The 15,392-nt window shown below is 70.8% G+C and carries 15 protein-coding genes and 1 tRNA gene; 9 read left to right on the forward strand and 7 right to left on the reverse strand.

The window, feature by feature from the left end:
• Positions 1-230 precede the first annotated feature (230 nt).
• A complete protein-coding gene (locus tag M1203_RS09755) occupies positions 231-899 on the forward strand; it encodes an O-methyltransferase (RefSeq protein WP_249949174.1) in 669 nt (222 codons plus the stop codon).
• Positions 900-984: 85 nt separating this feature from the next.
• Here the strand turns inward: M1203_RS09755 and M1203_RS09760 are convergent, their stop codons facing one another.
• Positions 985-3,033 carry an MFS transporter gene (locus M1203_RS09760; RefSeq protein WP_249949175.1) on the reverse strand — a complete coding sequence of 683 codons (2,049 nt, stop codon included), beginning with the start codon at positions 3,031-3,033 and terminating at the stop codon, positions 985-987.
• 592 nt (positions 3,034-3,625) lie between these two features.
• Here M1203_RS09760 and M1203_RS39010 point away from each other — a divergent pair.
• Together M1203_RS39010 and M1203_RS09770 are read left to right on the forward strand one after the other, a co-directional pair.
• Complete coding sequence (locus tag M1203_RS39010) at positions 3,626-4,357, forward strand: peptidoglycan-binding domain-containing protein (protein WP_249949176.1); 732 nt, start codon at positions 3,626-3,628, stop codon at positions 4,355-4,357.
• Between the two features lie 125 nt (positions 4,358-4,482).
• Positions 4,483-5,157, forward strand: a complete 675-nt coding sequence (locus M1203_RS09770) for an HAD-IA family hydrolase (protein WP_249949177.1) — start codon at positions 4,483-4,485, stop codon at positions 5,155-5,157.
• 117 nt (positions 5,158-5,274) lie between these two features.
• Here the strand turns inward: M1203_RS09770 and M1203_RS09775 are convergent, their stop codons facing one another.
• Positions 5,275-6,012: an ABC transporter permease gene (locus M1203_RS09775; RefSeq protein WP_249949178.1), complete on the reverse strand. Its 738-nt coding sequence runs from the start codon at positions 6,010-6,012 to the stop codon at positions 5,275-5,277.
• Positions 6,013-6,452: 440 nt separating this feature from the next.
• Here M1203_RS09775 and M1203_RS09780 point away from each other — a divergent pair, with 440 nt between their 5' ends.
• The 5 genes from M1203_RS09780 to M1203_RS09800 all read left to right on the forward strand — a co-directional run bounded on the left by M1203_RS09780 (position 6,453) and on the right by M1203_RS09800 (position 12,517).
• Positions 6,453-7,106, forward strand: coding sequence for an HNH endonuclease family protein (locus M1203_RS09780; RefSeq protein ID WP_249949179.1), 654 nt, complete (start codon positions 6,453-6,455; stop codon positions 7,104-7,106).
• An 86-nt stretch (positions 7,107-7,192) separates the two neighbouring features.
• On the forward strand, positions 7,193-8,908 hold the full coding sequence (locus tag M1203_RS09785; protein WP_249949180.1) for an alkaline phosphatase D family protein: 1,716 nt from the start codon (positions 7,193-7,195) through the stop codon (positions 8,906-8,908).
• 169 nt (positions 8,909-9,077) lie between these two features.
• Positions 9,078-11,156 carry an FAD/NAD(P)-binding domain-containing protein gene (locus tag M1203_RS09790; protein WP_249949181.1) on the forward strand — a complete coding sequence of 693 codons (2,079 nt, stop codon included), beginning with the start codon at positions 9,078-9,080 and terminating at the stop codon, positions 11,154-11,156.
• Positions 11,157-11,223: 67 nt separating this feature from the next.
• Entirely contained in the window at positions 11,224-11,679 is a 456-nt protein-coding gene (locus M1203_RS09795; protein ID WP_249949182.1) for a DoxX family protein, read from the forward strand.
• A gap of 184 nt (positions 11,680-11,863) precedes the next feature.
• Positions 11,864-12,517 carry a VTT domain-containing protein gene (locus M1203_RS09800; RefSeq protein WP_249949183.1) on the forward strand — a complete coding sequence of 218 codons (654 nt, stop codon included), beginning with the start codon at positions 11,864-11,866 and terminating at the stop codon, positions 12,515-12,517.
• Between the two features lie 13 nt (positions 12,518-12,530).
• Here M1203_RS09800 and M1203_RS09805 read toward each other — a convergent pair whose 3' ends face one another.
• The 5 genes from M1203_RS09805 to M1203_RS09825 all read right to left on the reverse strand — a co-directional run bounded on the left by M1203_RS09805 (position 12,531) and on the right by M1203_RS09825 (position 14,359).
• On the reverse strand, positions 12,531-12,770 hold the full coding sequence (locus M1203_RS09805; RefSeq protein ID WP_249949184.1) for a DUF2277 domain-containing protein: 240 nt from the start codon (positions 12,768-12,770) through the stop codon (positions 12,531-12,533).
• Between the two features lie 149 nt (positions 12,771-12,919).
• Positions 12,920-13,192: a DUF4873 domain-containing protein gene (locus M1203_RS09810; protein ID WP_249949185.1), complete on the reverse strand. Its 273-nt coding sequence runs from the start codon at positions 13,190-13,192 to the stop codon at positions 12,920-12,922.
• A 68-nt stretch (positions 13,193-13,260) separates the two neighbouring features.
• Entirely contained in the window at positions 13,261-13,653 is a 393-nt protein-coding gene (locus M1203_RS09815) for a VOC family protein (RefSeq protein WP_249949186.1), read from the reverse strand.
• A gap of 34 nt (positions 13,654-13,687) precedes the next feature.
• Positions 13,688-14,197, reverse strand: coding sequence for a GNAT family N-acetyltransferase (locus M1203_RS09820; protein ID WP_249949187.1), 510 nt, complete (start codon positions 14,195-14,197; stop codon positions 13,688-13,690).
• Positions 14,198-14,284: 87 nt separating this feature from the next.
• Positions 14,285-14,359, reverse strand: a tRNA-Val gene (locus M1203_RS09825).
• A gap of 250 nt (positions 14,360-14,609) precedes the next feature.
• Here M1203_RS09825 and M1203_RS09830 point away from each other — a divergent pair.
• Positions 14,610-15,389, forward strand: coding sequence for a DUF4097 family beta strand repeat-containing protein (locus M1203_RS09830; RefSeq protein WP_249949188.1), 780 nt, complete (start codon positions 14,610-14,612; stop codon positions 15,387-15,389).
• Positions 15,390-15,392 lie beyond the last annotated feature (3 nt).

Below are 15,392 nucleotides of genomic sequence, written 5' to 3' on the forward strand. Positions count from 1 at the left end.
CGCGCCGACCCTCCGTCCGATAACGCCGTCCTTGGGGCATAGAGCCTCGCACTGCCCCGTCGGGAAGACTCAGGCAACCCCCTCTTCGCCTGACTGTCATCCATGTTTTGTCCTGGGGCCCATGATTTCCGGACTTGCGCGGACAAGGAGAGGGCGACGAGACGGGCCGACGGCGCACAATGAGTCCGCGTCCGGTACCGCCGTCACCTCCGCACCGACGAAAGGCCCTCATGTCACAGGAGCAGTGGAACGCCGTCGACCGCTACTTCACCGAACAGCTCGCCCCCGCCGACGAAGCGCTCTCGGCCGCCCTCGCCGCGAGCGACGCCGCCGGTCTGCCCGCCATCGCCGTCGCCCCCAACCAGGGCAAGTTGCTCCAGCTGCTGGCCCGTGTCCAGGGCGCGCGCACCGTCCTCGAAATCGGCACGCTCGGTGGCTACAGCACCATCTGGCTGGCCCGCGCGCTGCCGGAGGACGGGAAGCTGATCTCGCTGGAGTACGACCCCCGCCACGCCGAGGTGGCCCGCGCCAACCTGGCGCACGCGGGGCTCGACAAGATCGCCGAGGTCAGGACCGGACCCGCGCTGGAGACGCTGCCCGTTCTCGCGGCCGAGGACGCGGGCCCCTTCGATCTCGTCTTCATCGACGCGGACAAGGCGAACAATCCGCACTATGTGGAGTGGGCACTGAAGCTCACGCGCCCCGGCAGCCTCATCATCGTCGACAACGTCGTACGGAACGGGGCGGTCGCCGACCCGGACAGCACCGACGCCTCCGTACAGGGCACACGGCGCGCGATCGAGCTGATGGCGGAGCACCCGCGGCTGTCGGCGACCGCGGTGCAGACGGTGGGCTCCAAGGGGTACGACGGCTTCGCGCTCGCCCACGTACTCGCCTGACCCGACAAAACCGCGCAGCCGCTGGACGGCCGAGCCGCCGATATACGAGAAGCACCGGAGGCGGCGGGCCGTCCCCCGCCGGCGGTCAGGCCGCATGATCCCTGGGCGGCCCCGGGACACGCGGCCGTTCGCTGTCGGAGCCGCACAGCTCGCCGGTCAGCTCGCGCACCAGCCGCACCAGATCCCTCGGCCGGTCGGGCCCCCACCAGTCCCCCAGCAACTCCGCCAGAGAATCCTCACGTGCCTTCGCCAGCGCCTCGGCCATCTCCGCGCCCCGGTCGCTGAGCCTCAGCCCCAGCCCCTCGCGATGCGCCAGCCCGCGTACCTCCAACTGCCGGGACGCGTCGGTGATGGTCCTGAGCGGTACGGGCGTGACGTCCGCGAGCAGGGCCGGTTCGACCGAGCCGAGGCGTCTGATGCGCAGCAGCAGCCAACTGGCCGCCGGGAGCAGGTCGTACCCCGCCTTCGCGGTGATCGTCTCGTAGATCCGCCGACGGCCCTCGCGCGTGCCGAGGAGCGACAGGGCGCGGGCGCACTCGTCGCGCGAGGAGCGCTCGACCGGGTTGGACGCCAGGGTCTCGGTGATCTCCGGGGCGGTCACCGAGCCGCGCAGCTTGTCCTCCTTGAGGAACCACGAGACGACGAAGGCGAGGAGCACGACCGGCGCGGCGTACAGGAAGACATCGGTGATGGAGGTCGAGAACGCGTTCAGGACGGGGGGCCGCAGCGCGGGCGGCAGCAGGGTGATGGCATGGGGATCGGCCGAGATGTCGGCGGGCGCCACGCCCGGCGGCAGCGCCTTGCCCGCCAGCGCGGCGTTGATCTTGCCATGCAGCAGATTGCTGAAGATCGTGCCGAAGACGGCGACGCCGAAGGAGGCGCCGATGGAGCGGAAGAAGGTGGCGCCCGAGGTGGCGACACCCAGATCCTGGTAGCTGACGGAGTTCTGGACGGCCAGCACGAGGATCTGCATGACCAGTCCGAGCCCGGCGCCGAAGACGAAGAGATAGGCGCTCATCACCCAGGTACCGGTGAACTCGGTGAGCTGGTGGAGCAGCAGCAGTCCGAGGGCGGTGATGCCGGTGCCGAGGACGGGGAACACCTTCCAGCGGCCGGTGCGGCTGACGATCTGCCCGGAGAGGGTGGAGGTGATCAGCAGCCCGAGCACCATGGGCAGCAGATGCACCCCGGACAGGGTGGGGCTCACGCCCTGCACCACCTGGAGGAAGGTCGGCAGATAGGTCATCGCGCCGAACATCGCGAAGCCGACGATGAAGCTGATGAGCGCGACCAGCGTGAAGGTCCTGAGCCGGAAGAGCCGCAGCGGCAGCACGGGTTCGGCCGCGCGCCGCTCGACCCGTACGAAGACGGCGAGAAGCAGCAGTCCGAGGGCCGCGAGTCCGATGACCTCGGGCGAGTCCCAGGCCCAGGTCGTGCCGCCGAGCGAGGCGACAAGCACGAGACAGATGGCGACGGACGCGATCAGGAAGGTGCCGAGATAGTCGATGGTGTGCTTGGTCCGGTGCACCGGGATGTGCAGGACGGCGGCGATGACGAGCAGCGCGACAACGCCGACGGGCAGATTGACGTAGAAGACCCAGCGCCAGCTGAGGGACTCCGTGAAGAAGCCGCCGAGCAGCGGGCCGAGGACGCTGCTCGCGCCGAAGACGGCCCCGAACAGGCCCTGGTATCTGCCGCGTTCGCGCGGGGGGACGATATCGCCGACGATCGCCATCGACAGCACGATCAGCCCGCCGCCGCCCAGTCCCTGGAGCGCGCGGAAGCCGATGAGCTGAGGCATGTTCTGGGCGATGCCGCAGAGCGCGGACCCGATGAGGAAGATGACGATCGCGATCTGGAAGAGCTTCTTGCGTCCGTACTGGTCGCCGAGTTTTCCCCAGAGGGGCGTGGCGGCGGTCGAGGCCAGCAGATAGGCGGTGACGACCCAGGACAGATGCTCCAGGCCCCCGAGGTCACTGACGATGGTCGGCAGAGCGGTGGAGACGATCGTCTGGTCGAGCGAGGCCAGCAGCAGTCCGAGCAGCAGGGCGCCGATGGCCACGGGAACCCCGCGCGGGTTCTGGTCCTCGCCGGGGGTCCGGCTCGGGGCAGGGGTGGTCACGTCCTGGGCCATGGGGGTATCTCCTTCTGGAACATGGGGCATCTCCTCGGGTTCGCCGGACCTCCATCCTGTCCGCTTCACACCGTTCTGTCCCGTTGTGATGCGTGAGACCTCCGCCCCCTCACGCGCGCCTCGCGCCCCCCTCACACCCCTCCTCGCACACCGAGGCCCCGCCGGGACGCCCGGGCGTCGCACTCCGTTCGGATACGGGCTGCATAATCGGCGGCAGTTCAAGGGGAGGGGACCCACGTTGACCGGACAGCTCTGTCCCGAATGCGGTACGCCGCGCACCGCTGAAGACAGACCCGGCTGCGACTGCGAGGACCCAGGCCCTGCCCGGCCGGTCTCCGCGGGCCCGCGACGCCTGGCACCGCACCTCGCCGCGTTGTCGGAGTCGCCCAAGTACGTCCAGTACGAGAGCGATCCTCCGCCTTGCGATGCACGGCACCAGACGCCGCGGTCTGATCCACGGAGACCGACCGGACAGGACCTGGACGCGCGATCCGAGAGGACCTCGGCGCAGGGGGCGGCGGGGAACGCGACGGGGCGGGCGGCCGAGATCGCGGCGGCCGAGGACTTCGATCCGCTGCGGATTCGGCCGTACGTGACGCTCGGCGCGGAGGCCGAGGCGCCGCGGACGTTCCGTACGGCGGGTCCGCTGCCACCGCTCGCGCCACCCGCGCCGACGGGCGGCCCCGCCGGACCACCGCCCGCCGGCGGAGACGGCGAGGACCGTCCGGCGCCACCGCCCGTCCGGCGCAAGCCGTACCGAGCGGTGGCGATCGGCGCCGCGGCGGTGGCGGTGATCGGTACGGTGGCGTTCGCCGGGAAGGTCCTCTCGCAGGACGCCGGGGAGGTACGGGCACGGCCCGACAACGCGCACACCTGGCTGCCGTCGATGAGCCCGCGGGACACCTCTCCGCCGGCGGTCACGCCCACCCCGACCCCGTCGGCGACACCGTCGGCCGCCGCGCCCCCACCGCCGCCCGACCCGACCCCGACCCCGAGTGCGTCACGGTCGGCCGAGGCGAAGACACCGTCACCCTCCGCCCCGACGACCATGAGCGAGCCGACGCGGGAGAGCGGCAGCGCACCGGCGGACGACTCACTGGGGCCGGGCGACTCCGGGCCCGAGGTCATGGAGCTCCAGCAGCGACTGGCGGAGATCCGGCTCTTCCGCGGCAGCCCGGACGGCCGGTACGACGACCGCGTCGCGGGTGCCGTCGCGATGTATCAGTCGTACAAAGGGATCGAGGAAGACCCTCGGGGCGTCTACGGACCGCGCACCCGGCAGGCCCTTGAGGCCGACACGCGGGGTGCGGGTCGCCGCCACTGACCCGCTTTGTATAATGACGAAACAAAGTGGTTCCGCCCGTTCACCCTGACCGACGGGCGGAGCCACTTGTTCCGCTCGCCCCGCTTGTCTCGTTCGCCCTCGCTTTCGCGCTCTGGAGTCCGCCGATGACGGCCACCGCTTCCACCACGACGTCCGTCCTGACCGCCCGCGCCCTCCTGCTCGACATGGACGGCACTCTCGTCAACTCCGACGCCTCCGTGGAGCGCTGCTGGCGCCTCTGGGCGAGCGAACACGGCCTCGACCCCGAGGAAGTCCTCAAGGTGGTCCACGGCCGCCAGGGGTACGCCACGATGGCCGTCCTGCTCCCGGACCGCCCCATGGAACAGAACTACGCCGACAACCGCGTCATGCTCGCCCAGGAGACCGCCGACACGGAGGGCGTCGTCCCGATCCCCGGCGCCCCGGCCTTCATGTCCGCCATCGCCGAACTCCCGCACGCCCTGGTCACCTCGGCGAACGTCGCACTCTCGGACGCCCGGATGACGGCGGCGGCCCTCCCCATGCCCAGGACCCGGGTCACGGCCGAGGACGTCACCGCCAGCAAGCCCCACCCGGAGGGCTTCCTGCTGGGCGCGTCGACCCTGGGCTTCGCACCGGAGGACTGCGTGGTCTTCGAGGACTCCGAGGCCGGTATCGAGGCGGCACGGGCGGCGGGCATGCGCGTGGTGGGCGTGGGACCGCGCGCGAGGGCGATGTCCCCGGACGCGCATGTCGACGACCTCACCCAACTGCGGGTGGAAGCACTGCCGACGGGCGAGATCGCGCTGCGCTTCGGCTGATCCCCTCACTCACGGTCCCGCCGGCCGCCCGGTCGCCCGGTCGTCAAGTCATTGGGCCGTCTGGTCATTCGGCCGCCCGGTGCCGTCGGACCGGCCGCGGGGCGTGGCGCGCGGCACTCACTCCTCCCGGTGCAGCCGCCCCCGCGCCACCAGTTCGAGCACCACGCTCACCGCCACCGCCTGTACCGCCATCAGCGCCACCAGGACGAACAGCTGGACCGCCCCCGCCAGTACGGGTGACGCGCCGCCCAGCAGCATGCCGACGAACGCGCCCGGCAGCGTCACGAGCCCCACCGTCCGCGTCTGATCGAGCCCCGGCAGCAGCGCGTCCGCCGCGGCCGGCCGCGCCACCTCCATCCGCGCGTCACGGTCCAGCAGCCCGAGGGCGAGCCCCGCCTCGACCTCCCCGCGTCGCGCGTGCAGTTCGTCGAGCGCCCGTCGGCCGCCCAGCACCGTCGCGGTGAGCGCGCCGCCGATGAGGATGCCGGTGATGGGGATGACCGCGATGCCCTTGGCCGGCACGACCCCCGTGAGCAGTAGCGCGGTCATGACGGGCGCCACCCCCGCGCCGATCGGTACGGCCGCCCACCACCAGGTGCTGTTGCCGGTGACCCGTCGGCCGGCGGTCCTTACGGCGACGGCGTACATGAGGACGACAAAGCCGAGCAGCGGCGCCACGGCGCCGACCACCCACCCGATCACCAGCGAGACCACGCCGAGTTGGACCGCGGCCCTGACCCCCGCGACGGCGATCTCGCGGGCCCGGCCCAGATGGGCGAGCGCGGCCACCGCCACGGCCACGATCAGCAGCGCGCCGAGTACGACCCCGAACGTGATATCGACCCGCAGCAGCACAGACCCACCCTAGACGAGTAAGTCCGAAGTCCCGTCTGCCCGGGGCGGACGACGCTACTTCGGACTTACTCGTCTAGGCCCTGTCTGACAAATCCCGCCTGACTCGCGACGCCTCGCGACACACGCCCCGCGCGCTGGTCCGCGCTCCGGCGCAGCGCCCGCGTCGATCTCTCCAACCTCGCCCGGATAGAACACATTTGCCTGCCCCTCAGAAAGGTCCGTTTCCCTCGACCCCCTTGATGTGACGTGCTCATGTCGTCACTCTGTTACCTGAAGCCCACCTTCCGGAAACCCACCGCGACCACGATGGCGGCCGGGCCCACGGCCCCGCACGGTCCCGTCCAGACGACCCAGGTACCGCACGGCCCAGCCCCCCACGGCTCCACCCGCACCACCTCGCACGGTCCCGTCAGGTTTCCCCCCACTCCAAGGGAGTTCACATGTCCGGTGTCTACGCGCGTCGAATGTCCCGTGCCGGCGTCCTCGCCGCCACGGCCGCCCTCGCGACCGCCACCACCCTGCTGACCGCGCCCACGGCGCAGGCCGCCATGCCCACCCCTGTCAGCGCCGCCACGGCACGCACCTACCTCAGCCAGCTGACCGTTCAGGCGGAAGGTTCCTCCAGCGGTTACAGCCGCGACCTGTTCCCGCACTGGATCACCCAGTCCGGCGCCTGCAACACCCGTGAGGTCGTGCTCAAGCGCGACGGTTCGAACGTCCAGCAGGACTCCAGCTGCGCCGCCGTCAGCGGCACCTGGTACTCCGAGTACGACGGCGCCACCTGGAGCGCCGCGTCCGACGTGGACATCGACCACATGGTGCCGCTCTCCGAGGCCTGGAAGTCGGGCGCGAACAGCTGGACCACGGCGCAGCGCCAGGCCTTCGCCAACGACCTGACCCGCCCGCAGCTCATCGCCGTCACGGACAATGTGAACCAGTCCAAGGGCGACCAGGACCCGGCCAAGTGGATGCCCTCGCGCACCGCGTACAAGTGCACCTACGTCCGCGCCTGGGTGCAGGTGAAGTACTACTACAAGCTGAAGGTCGACTCCGCCGAGAAGAGCGCGCTCCAGTCCACCCTGAACGGCTGCTGAGCAACCACTTTCCCGGTCCCGAGGTCCCTCCCGTCGACTCCGTACGGTCGTTCCGTACCGTACGGGGGCGACGGAGGAGGCTTTTTATGACCCGGCTGCGCCTGGGACCACTGCTGCGGTACGTCGACGGGGACGGCGGCGGCACCGCGACCGTCTGGGTCGAGGCCGACCGCCCGTCCGCGGCGGAGGTCCGCTGCGGTGACGGCGCGTACGGCACGTCGCGTACGTTCCATATCGCGGGCCATCACTACGCGTTGATCCCGGTGACCGGCCTGACGCCCGGCACCGACACCCCGTACGAGGTGCTGCTCGACGACCAGCGTGTCTGGCCGCCCGAGGACTCCCCGTTCCCGCCGAGCACGATCCGTACCCCGGCCGTGCCCGCCGCCGAACTGCGGGTGTCCTTCGGCTCCTGCCGCTGGGCGTCACCGCCGCACGACGAGCCCGACCCGATCGGCCCCGACGCGCTCGACGCCCTGGCCACCCGGATCGCGGGCGATCCCGCCGCCGCGCGCCCGGACGTCCTGCTGCTCCTGGGCGACCAGGTGTACGCGGACGAGACATCGAAGGCGACCCGGCGGAGGCTGGCCGGGCGCCGCGATCTGAGCGAGCCGCCGGGCGCGGAGGTCGCGGACTACGAGGAGTACACCCACCTCTACGACGAGTCCTGGAGCGCCCCCGCCGTACGGTGGCTGCTCTCCACGGTCCCCAGTTGCATGATCTTCGACGACCACGATCTGGTCGATGACTGGAACACCAGCGCCGCCTGGCTGGCCGACATGCGGGAGAAGCCCTGGTGGCAGGAGCGGGTGCTCGGCGGACTGATGTCGTACTGGGTCTACCAGCACCTGGGCAATCTCTCCCCCGTCGAGCTGGCGGCGGACAAGCTGTACGCGGCGGTGCGCGCCGAACCCGACGGCACGGAGCTGCTGCGGCGCTTCGCCTCCGAGGCCGACCGCGATCCGGCCTGCGCGCGCTGGAGTTACCGGCGCGATTTCGGGCGTACGCGACTCCTGATGGTCGACTCCCGCGCCGCCCGGGTGCTGGCGGAGCGGGACCGCGCGATGCTGGACGAGGCCGAGGCACGCTGGGTACGCGACCAGGTGCTGGACGGCCGGAGTTCGGAGAACGGAGGCGCGGACGCGCGCGGACCGTACGACCATCTTCTGATCGGCACCTCACTGCCCTGGCTGCTGCCGCCCTTCATCCATGACGTGGAGTCCTGGGACTCCGCCCTCTGCGGCGGCGAACGCGGCCCCCGCTGGGCGCGGTTCGGCGAACGGCTGCGCAGGGCGGCCGATCTGGAGCACTGGGCCGCCTTCCCCCGCTCCTTCGAGGAGCTGACGGCGCTGATCGCGGAGGCGGGCAGCGGGCCCGACGCCCCGGCGACGGTATGCGTACTGTCCGGTGATGTGCATCACGCGTATGTGGCCGAGCCCTCCTGGACGGCGGGCGGCGGCCCGGACGCGCGGGTCGCGCAGCTGACCTGCTCGCCCGTGCACAACTCCATCCCCGGCTATATGAAGCTGGGCTTCCGCTTCGGCTGGAGCGGGCCTGCCCGGCGGCTCGGGCATGCGCTGGTCCGGCATGGACGAGTCGTCCGGTCATCCGTCAACTGGCGCAAAACGGGCGGCCCCTGGTTCGGTAACCAGCTGATGACCCTGACGCTGCACGGCCGTTCCGCCGGTCTACGGCTGGAACAGGCCCGCGCGCCCAGACGGGCCCCGGAGTCCGGCCGGACGCCCGGCCGGACGCCCGGCTCAAAGCTGGTGACCGTTCAGGAAAGTTCTCTGACACCCTGAGTGCGCCCCTGACGGCTCTGCCGATCTCGGTTCACCGCGTCCGACAACGTTGCCGTGATCATTCCCACACGGCGTGATCCTTCACCCAAGGGTTCGAACTCGCCATGTACGGGCGGCATGATGAGCGGACTACTCGCTTCCAGCACCACCCGCCCCGGGAGTCACAGCTTTGTGCGATGTACGGCAGCCCCTGCCCCGCTCTCTCGCAGTCGTCGGCGCCGGCCCCCGTGGCACCTCGGTCCTCGAAAGACTCTGCGCGTCCGTACCCGAACTCGCCCCGGACGTTCCCCTCACCGTGCATCTGATCGACCCCGCGCCCCCGGGCGCGGGGCTCGTCTGGCGCACGGACCAGCCCGCCGAGTTGCTGATGAACACGGTCGCCTCACAGGTGACCGTCTTCACCGACGACAGCGTCGAGTGCGAGGGGCCGATACGCCCGGGGCCGAGCCTGTACGAGTGGGCCGCGACCCGGCCTGCCGAGCGGCTCGGACCGGACGACTACCCGAGCCGTGCCGCCTATGGCCGGTATCTGGAATGGGCCTTCCACAGAACGGTGGAGAACGCACCGGAGAGCGTGACGGTTGTCGTTCACCGGGCCCGTGCGATCCGGCTCGATGACGACACCGACCGGACCGCTCCAGACGCGTCAGCCCCACCCACCTCCACCGGTTCACCCCAAACACCCGGTAGCTCCACCGCGCACCGCCCCACCCAGACGCTCTTCCTCGACGATGACACGACGATTTCCGGTCTCAGCGCCGTCGTGCTCGCGCAGGGCCATCTACCGGTGGTTTCCGGCCAGACCCAGGCGGCCCTCGCGGAGTACGCGGTCCGCCACCGGCTCCGCTATCTGCCGCCCGCCAACCCCGCGGATGTCGATCTCTCGGCGGTCGCCCCCGGCGAACCGGTTCTGCTGCGCGGACTCGGGCTCAACTTCTTCGACCACATGGCACTGCTGACGGCGGGCAGGGGCGGTCTGTTCACCCGCGACACGGACGGCGTTCTCGTATACCACCCCTCGGGGCGGGAACCGCAGCTGTACGCGGGGTCGCGGCGCGGCGTCCCGTACCAGGCACGCGGGGACAACGCGAAGGGGCCCTCCGGCCGGCATCTCCCGCTGCTGCTGACCCCGGATGTGATCGCGGTGTTCCGCAAACGCGCGGACGAGGGCGACCCGCCGGACTTCCTCAAGGAGATATGGCCGCTGGTCGCCAAGGAGGTGGAGGCGGTCTTCTACGAGGCGACTCTCCGCGCGACGGCTCTCCGCCCGACGACTCCGACTCTCCGCGCGACGACTCCGACTCTCCGCGCGACGGCCGGTGAGGACGGCTCCGGCTGGACGGAGTGCTCGTGGGAACGCTTTCTCGAACGGTTCCTCGCCGCGCCCCACGGCAGCCCGCAGGAGGCCGCCGTCCTCGACGAGGCCGGGATCGCGCCCGCCGACCGCTGGTCCTGGGACCGGATCTCGCGCCCCTACGACGGGGTGTCCTTCCGCGATCCGGCCGATCACCGCGCCTGGCTCCTCGCCCATCTGCGCGAGGACGCGGCCCAGGCCGCGCTCGGCAATGTCACGGGCCCGGTCAAGGCGGCCCTGGACGTGCTGCGCGATCTCCGCAATGAGGTACGGCAGATCGTCGACCACGCCGGCCTCCCCGGCACCTCCCGGCGCGACCATCTCGACCGCTGGTACACGCCTTTGAACGCTTTTCTCTCCATCGGGCCGCCGCGCCGCCGAATCGAGGAGATGGCGGCCCTGATCGAGGCGGGGGTGCTCGATGTGATCGGCCCGCGGACGAGCGTACGGACGGCGGACGGCGGGTTCACCGCCGAGTCCCCCGACGTTCCGGGGTCGCTGATCCACGCCACAACGCTCGTGGAAGCCCGGCTTCCGGAGCCTGATCTCCGGCGCAGCTGCGATCCGCTGCTCTCGCGGCTCCTGAAGACCGGTCAGTGCCGGCCGCACCGGGTCGGTGGTTACGAAACCGGTGGGCTGGATGTAACGCGCCGTCCATATCGCCTGATAGACCGCCGTGGGGAAGCCCACCCACGGAGGTTCGCGCTCGGGGTGCCCACGGAAGGGGTCCACTGGGTGACGGCCGCGGGAGCACGCCCCGGGGTCGACTCGGTGATGCTCTCGGACTCCGACGCGGTGGCCCGTGCCACCCTGCGGACACCGGACATATCGCGCCCCGAATACACGACGCGAATTGACCCTCAGCTGAATGTTGAACTTGCAAGCATTGATTAGGCGTACTTAACCTGAGGCAGGAACTTCTCATCGGTCCAGACCAATGATCGAAGGAGTACAACCCCCCATGTACACACGCCTCAATCGTGCCCAGCCCTACGCACTCGGCCTGTTCCGTGTGGTCGTCGGGCTTCTCTTCGCCTGCCACGGCGCCGCTTCGCTCTTCGGGTACTTCGCCAAGGACACCGTCTCCACCGGCGCCTGGCCGGGCTGGTACGCCGCCGTCATCCAGCTCGTGGCCGGGGCCCTCGTACTGCTCGGCCTCGGCACCCGGGTGGCCGCGCTGGTCGCCTCCGGCTCCATGGCGTACGCGTACTTCAACGTGCACCAGGGCGATGGCCTCTTCCCCATAGAGAACAACGGCGAACCCGCGGCCATGTTCTGCTGGGCGTTCCTGCTGATCGTCTTCACCGGGCCAGGGGCGTTCGCCCTGGACCAGCTGTTCGGGGCGCGCGGGTCGCGTGGCTCCGGGGGCATGTCCGGGGAGGAGAGACGGGATCGGCGCACGGCCGTGGCCGCCTGATCCTCGCCTGATCCCCGCCGGAAACCCCCGGTGCCCGGACCCTCCGCGGTCCGGGCACCGATATGCCGGGCCCCGGCCGATCTTCCGCTTCCGCACACGCGTACGCTGGCTGGCCGCAGCCGCCACCGCCGCTCCCCCGCGACATCGAGGCGCTGTCCATGGGACCGGGCGGGAAGTGACATAGGTGCTGGAGAGTCTGGAGTCCCTGACGGGCAGCCCATGGATCTACGCCGTGGTGGCCCTCTCCGTGCTGTTCGACGTATTCCTTCCGGTGCTGCCCAGCGGCGTTCTGGTGATCACGGCCGCCACCGCCGCGGCGGCCGGTACGACCACGGTCGCGGGCGCGACCGACAAGGTGGTGCGGGTGCCGGAGGAAGTGCCCTCGCTGCTTCTCCTGATGCTGTGCGCGTTCAGCGCGTCCGTACTCGGCGATCTGGTCGCCTTCCGGCTCGCCCGGCGCGGCGGTGACCGTCTGGGCCGGGCCATCGCCCGCTCCCGCCGTCTGACCACCGCGCAGGAACGTCTCGGCGGGGCGCTTGGCCGGGGCGGCGGAATCCTCGTCGTCATCGCCCGGTTCGCACCGGCAGGACGCTCGGTGGTCTCCCTGGGCGCGGGCGCGGGCCACCGCAGGGCGAGGGAGTTCCTGCCCTGGTCGGCGCTGGCGGCCGTCGCGTGGACGGGCTACAGCGCGGGCCTCGGCTACTTCGGCGGCCAGTGGCTCGGTACGACCTGGACCAGCGCGGGAGTGTCCGTACTGGCGCTGTTCGCGGCGGGCGCGCTCGCCGCGTACGTCCTACGCCGCCCGGGCCAGGCACCGGCGGCCGGCCAGGCGTCCTGACTCCTGCCCGGACCTAGATCGCCTGGGGCGCGGTACGGGCCGCCGCGCCCCGGACCTCGATGCCCCCGAGGAGCTTCGCGGTCGACTCCGCGATCTCGGCGACGGCCTGCTCGAAGACCTCCCGATTGTGCGCGGCGGGCGCACGGAAGCCGGAGACCTTGCGTACGTACTGGAGGGCGGCGGCCCGGATGTCCTCCTCGGTGGCCTCTTCGGGGAGTACGGGCGGGCGGAGAGTCTTGATGCTGCGGCACATGTTTCCAGTGTGACCGATGCCGTGCGCGCCCGTCAGGCCCCCGAACCAGCCGGGCCCGACCCGCGGAATTCGCCCCGCCGCGGCGCTAGGTCGTGTCTTCAAAGTCCCGCCTGCCCGGCGGGCGGACGGCGCTACTTCGAAGACACGCCCTAGAACGGAATCGTGCCGCTCCCCGAGACCCGCAGCCGTCCATTCCCGATGGCCGTATGCGTGGCCACGACCGCGCCTTCCTGGCCGTCGGGGAACCGGATGCGTACGTCTCCACCGGCCAGCGCCGCACGCAGGGCCTCCCCCGCGTCCACGGTCTGTACGCTGCCGCCCCACTGGCGCACCTCACCCGACAGGCTCGCACACAGGGTGGCCTCGACCGCGATCTCGGCGTCACCGGCGACGAGAGTCGCGGGCCCCTGGTAGTTGCTCATGGCCCCAGTGTGCGCCCATGGACGCCGGTCCCTCACCACGTCGGCGCGCGGCAGCGCCCGGGAGTCCGTCAGCCGGGGTAGTTGCTGAGCTCGATGAGATTGCCGTCGGGATCGCGCACATACACGCTGACGAACGCCCCCAGCGCACCGGTGCGCTCCACCGGACCCTCCTCGACCGGCACCCCCCGCGCCGCCAGCTCGGCGATCACCCGTTCGAGTGGGTCCGCGACCACGAAACACAGGTCCGCGCTGCCCGGGGTCGGTCGCTCGGCCCTGGGCTCGAACTCATGGCCCGCCCGATGCAGATTGATCTTGCTCTGCCCGAAGGCCAGCCCGCGCCGCCCGCCGCCGAATGTCACCGGCTCCATACCGAGGACCCGGGTATAGAAATCGACGGTCGCCTCGATATCGGCGACGGTGAGGACGAGATGGTCGAGACGCTCGACGCGCAGGCCTGCCATGCGCCCACCGTAGCCACGAACCGGGCGGTCCCGCTCAGCCGACCACCGGGCTACGGCGCTCGATCAGCTGGACGTCCCGCCAGACCCCATGGAGACGGCCGACGCGCTCGCGGGTGCCGATGATCCGGAACCCGGCTCGCTGGTGCAGCACCAGACTCCCCGCGTTCTCGGGAAAGATGCCGGCCTGGATGGTCCAGATCCCGGCCGCCTCGGTCGAGGCGATCAGCGCGTCGAGCAGCGAGCGCGCGACCCCCTGGCCGCGGGCGTCGGGACGGACATAGATGGAATGCTCGACCACCCCGGCGTAGGCGGACCGCCCGGACACCGCGGCGACGGCAACCCAGCCCAGCACCCGTTCGCCGTCCGGCGCCAGCGCGACAAAGCGATGCTCCGCCAGCTTCCCCGCGTCGAACGCATCCCAGGAGGGGGCGGCCGTTTCGAAGGTCGCGTTGCCCTCGTCGATGCCCGCCTGGTAGATCGCCAGCACCTGCGCGGCATGCGCGGCGGTCAGCGGCCGTACAAGGACCCCGGCTCTGGTGGTCACGCGAGGGACCGCATCGGCGACTGGCACATGGCGATCGCGCCCTTCGTCCGTGTCCGTCCGGACCGACCGTGGCCGGTGATCTGTCACTGGTGGGCGCGGACGGTTTCGAACCGCCGACATCTGCTTTGTAAGAGCAGCGCTCTACCCCTGAGCTACGCACCCGTGGATGAGGCAACAGCGTACATGGCCCACCGGGCACGGCCGCACACCGTATGCCGGGCGCGGTACCGGAGTGCCCGGGGTACGGGGGGTATCCCCACCACGGAGACGGAGGGCCGCCGGATCGGTTTCGGTGGTTTCCGTTCATACGGTGGTGGGACAGCACGACACAGCGCTGCCAGTGACCCGCCGAAAGAGACATCGGCCCGAACGCTCCGGCAGCACTACAGGACTTCTCTGGGGGACGATCACCATGGCCGCACTCGCACGCCGCCACCGCTCTCGTACGCTTCTCGCCGCCGGCGGAGCCGTGCTCATCGCGCTCGCCGTCAGCGGGTGCGGCAGCGCGGACGCCTCCGACGCCCCCGTCGAGACCAAGTCGTTCCCCTTCAAAGGGGAGACGCTGACGGTCGACACCGTGAACGCGGCGGTCGAACTCGTCCCCGCCGATGTGAAGGACGTCGAGGTGACCCGGCAGGTCGACGGCTGGGTCTTCATGGGAAGCGGGCCCGACGCCAGCTGGAAGATGACGGACAACACCCTCAGCCTCAAGGTGAAGTGCCGGGCGGTCGCGAGCAACTGCGAGTCGCTGCACAAGGTGAAGGTGCCACGCGGGGTGGCGGTGACGCTCAAGGGCGACAACGGGCGGGTCACCGCCGACGGGTTCACCACCGCGCTGAAGCTGACGTCGGACAACGGCGCCGTGACGGTACGGGACTCCAGCGGACCGATTGATCTGGAGACCGACAACGGAAAGATCACGACGGAGGGGGTCTCCGCCAGGACCGTGGCCGCGAAGTCGAGCAATGGAGCGATCCGCCTCGGGCTCACCGCTGTGCCCAACCGCGTGGACACCACCACGGACAACGGCCGGATCGACATCGATCTGCCCAGCTCGGACACCTCCTACGCGGTGACCACATCGACCGACAACGGCTCGGTCGATGTCGGCGTGCGGACCGACAAGAGCAGCGCCCATGTGGTGAAGGCCCGCACCAGCAACGGGAAGATCACCATCCAAAGCGCGAACTAACCG

It is taken from the genome of Streptomyces sp. 35G-GA-8, from assembly GCF_023534745.1.
Taxonomy (GTDB): Bacteria; Actinomycetota; Actinomycetes; order Streptomycetales; family Streptomycetaceae; genus Streptomyces.

Excerpts from the sequence above, each read along its gene's own strand:
- M1203_RS09795 (WP_249949182.1), top strand. The coding sequence starts at position 11,224 with ATGTACACACGCCTCAATCGTGCCCAGCCCTACGCACTCGGCCTGTTC.
- M1203_RS09815 (WP_249949186.1), bottom strand. The coding sequence starts at position 13,653 with ATGGCAGGCCTGCGCGTCGAGCGTCTCGACCATCTCGTCCTCACCGTC.
- M1203_RS09805 (WP_249949184.1), bottom strand. The coding sequence starts at position 12,770 with ATGTGCCGCAGCATCAAGACTCTCCGCCCGCCCGTACTCCCCGAAGAG.
- M1203_RS09810 (WP_249949185.1), bottom strand. The coding sequence starts at position 13,192 with ATGAGCAACTACCAGGGGCCCGCGACTCTCGTCGCCGGTGACGCCGAG.
- M1203_RS09830 (WP_249949188.1), top strand. The coding sequence starts at position 14,610 with ATGGCCGCACTCGCACGCCGCCACCGCTCTCGTACGCTTCTCGCCGCC.
- M1203_RS09785 (WP_249949180.1), top strand. The coding sequence starts at position 7,193 with ATGACCCGGCTGCGCCTGGGACCACTGCTGCGGTACGTCGACGGGGAC.
- M1203_RS09760 (WP_249949175.1), bottom strand. The coding sequence starts at position 3,033 with ATGGCCCAGGACGTGACCACCCCTGCCCCGAGCCGGACCCCCGGCGAG.
- M1203_RS09755 (WP_249949174.1), top strand. The coding sequence starts at position 231 with ATGTCACAGGAGCAGTGGAACGCCGTCGACCGCTACTTCACCGAACAG.
- M1203_RS09770 (WP_249949177.1), top strand. The coding sequence starts at position 4,483 with ATGACGGCCACCGCTTCCACCACGACGTCCGTCCTGACCGCCCGCGCC.
- M1203_RS09780 (WP_249949179.1), top strand. The coding sequence starts at position 6,453 with ATGTCCGGTGTCTACGCGCGTCGAATGTCCCGTGCCGGCGTCCTCGCC.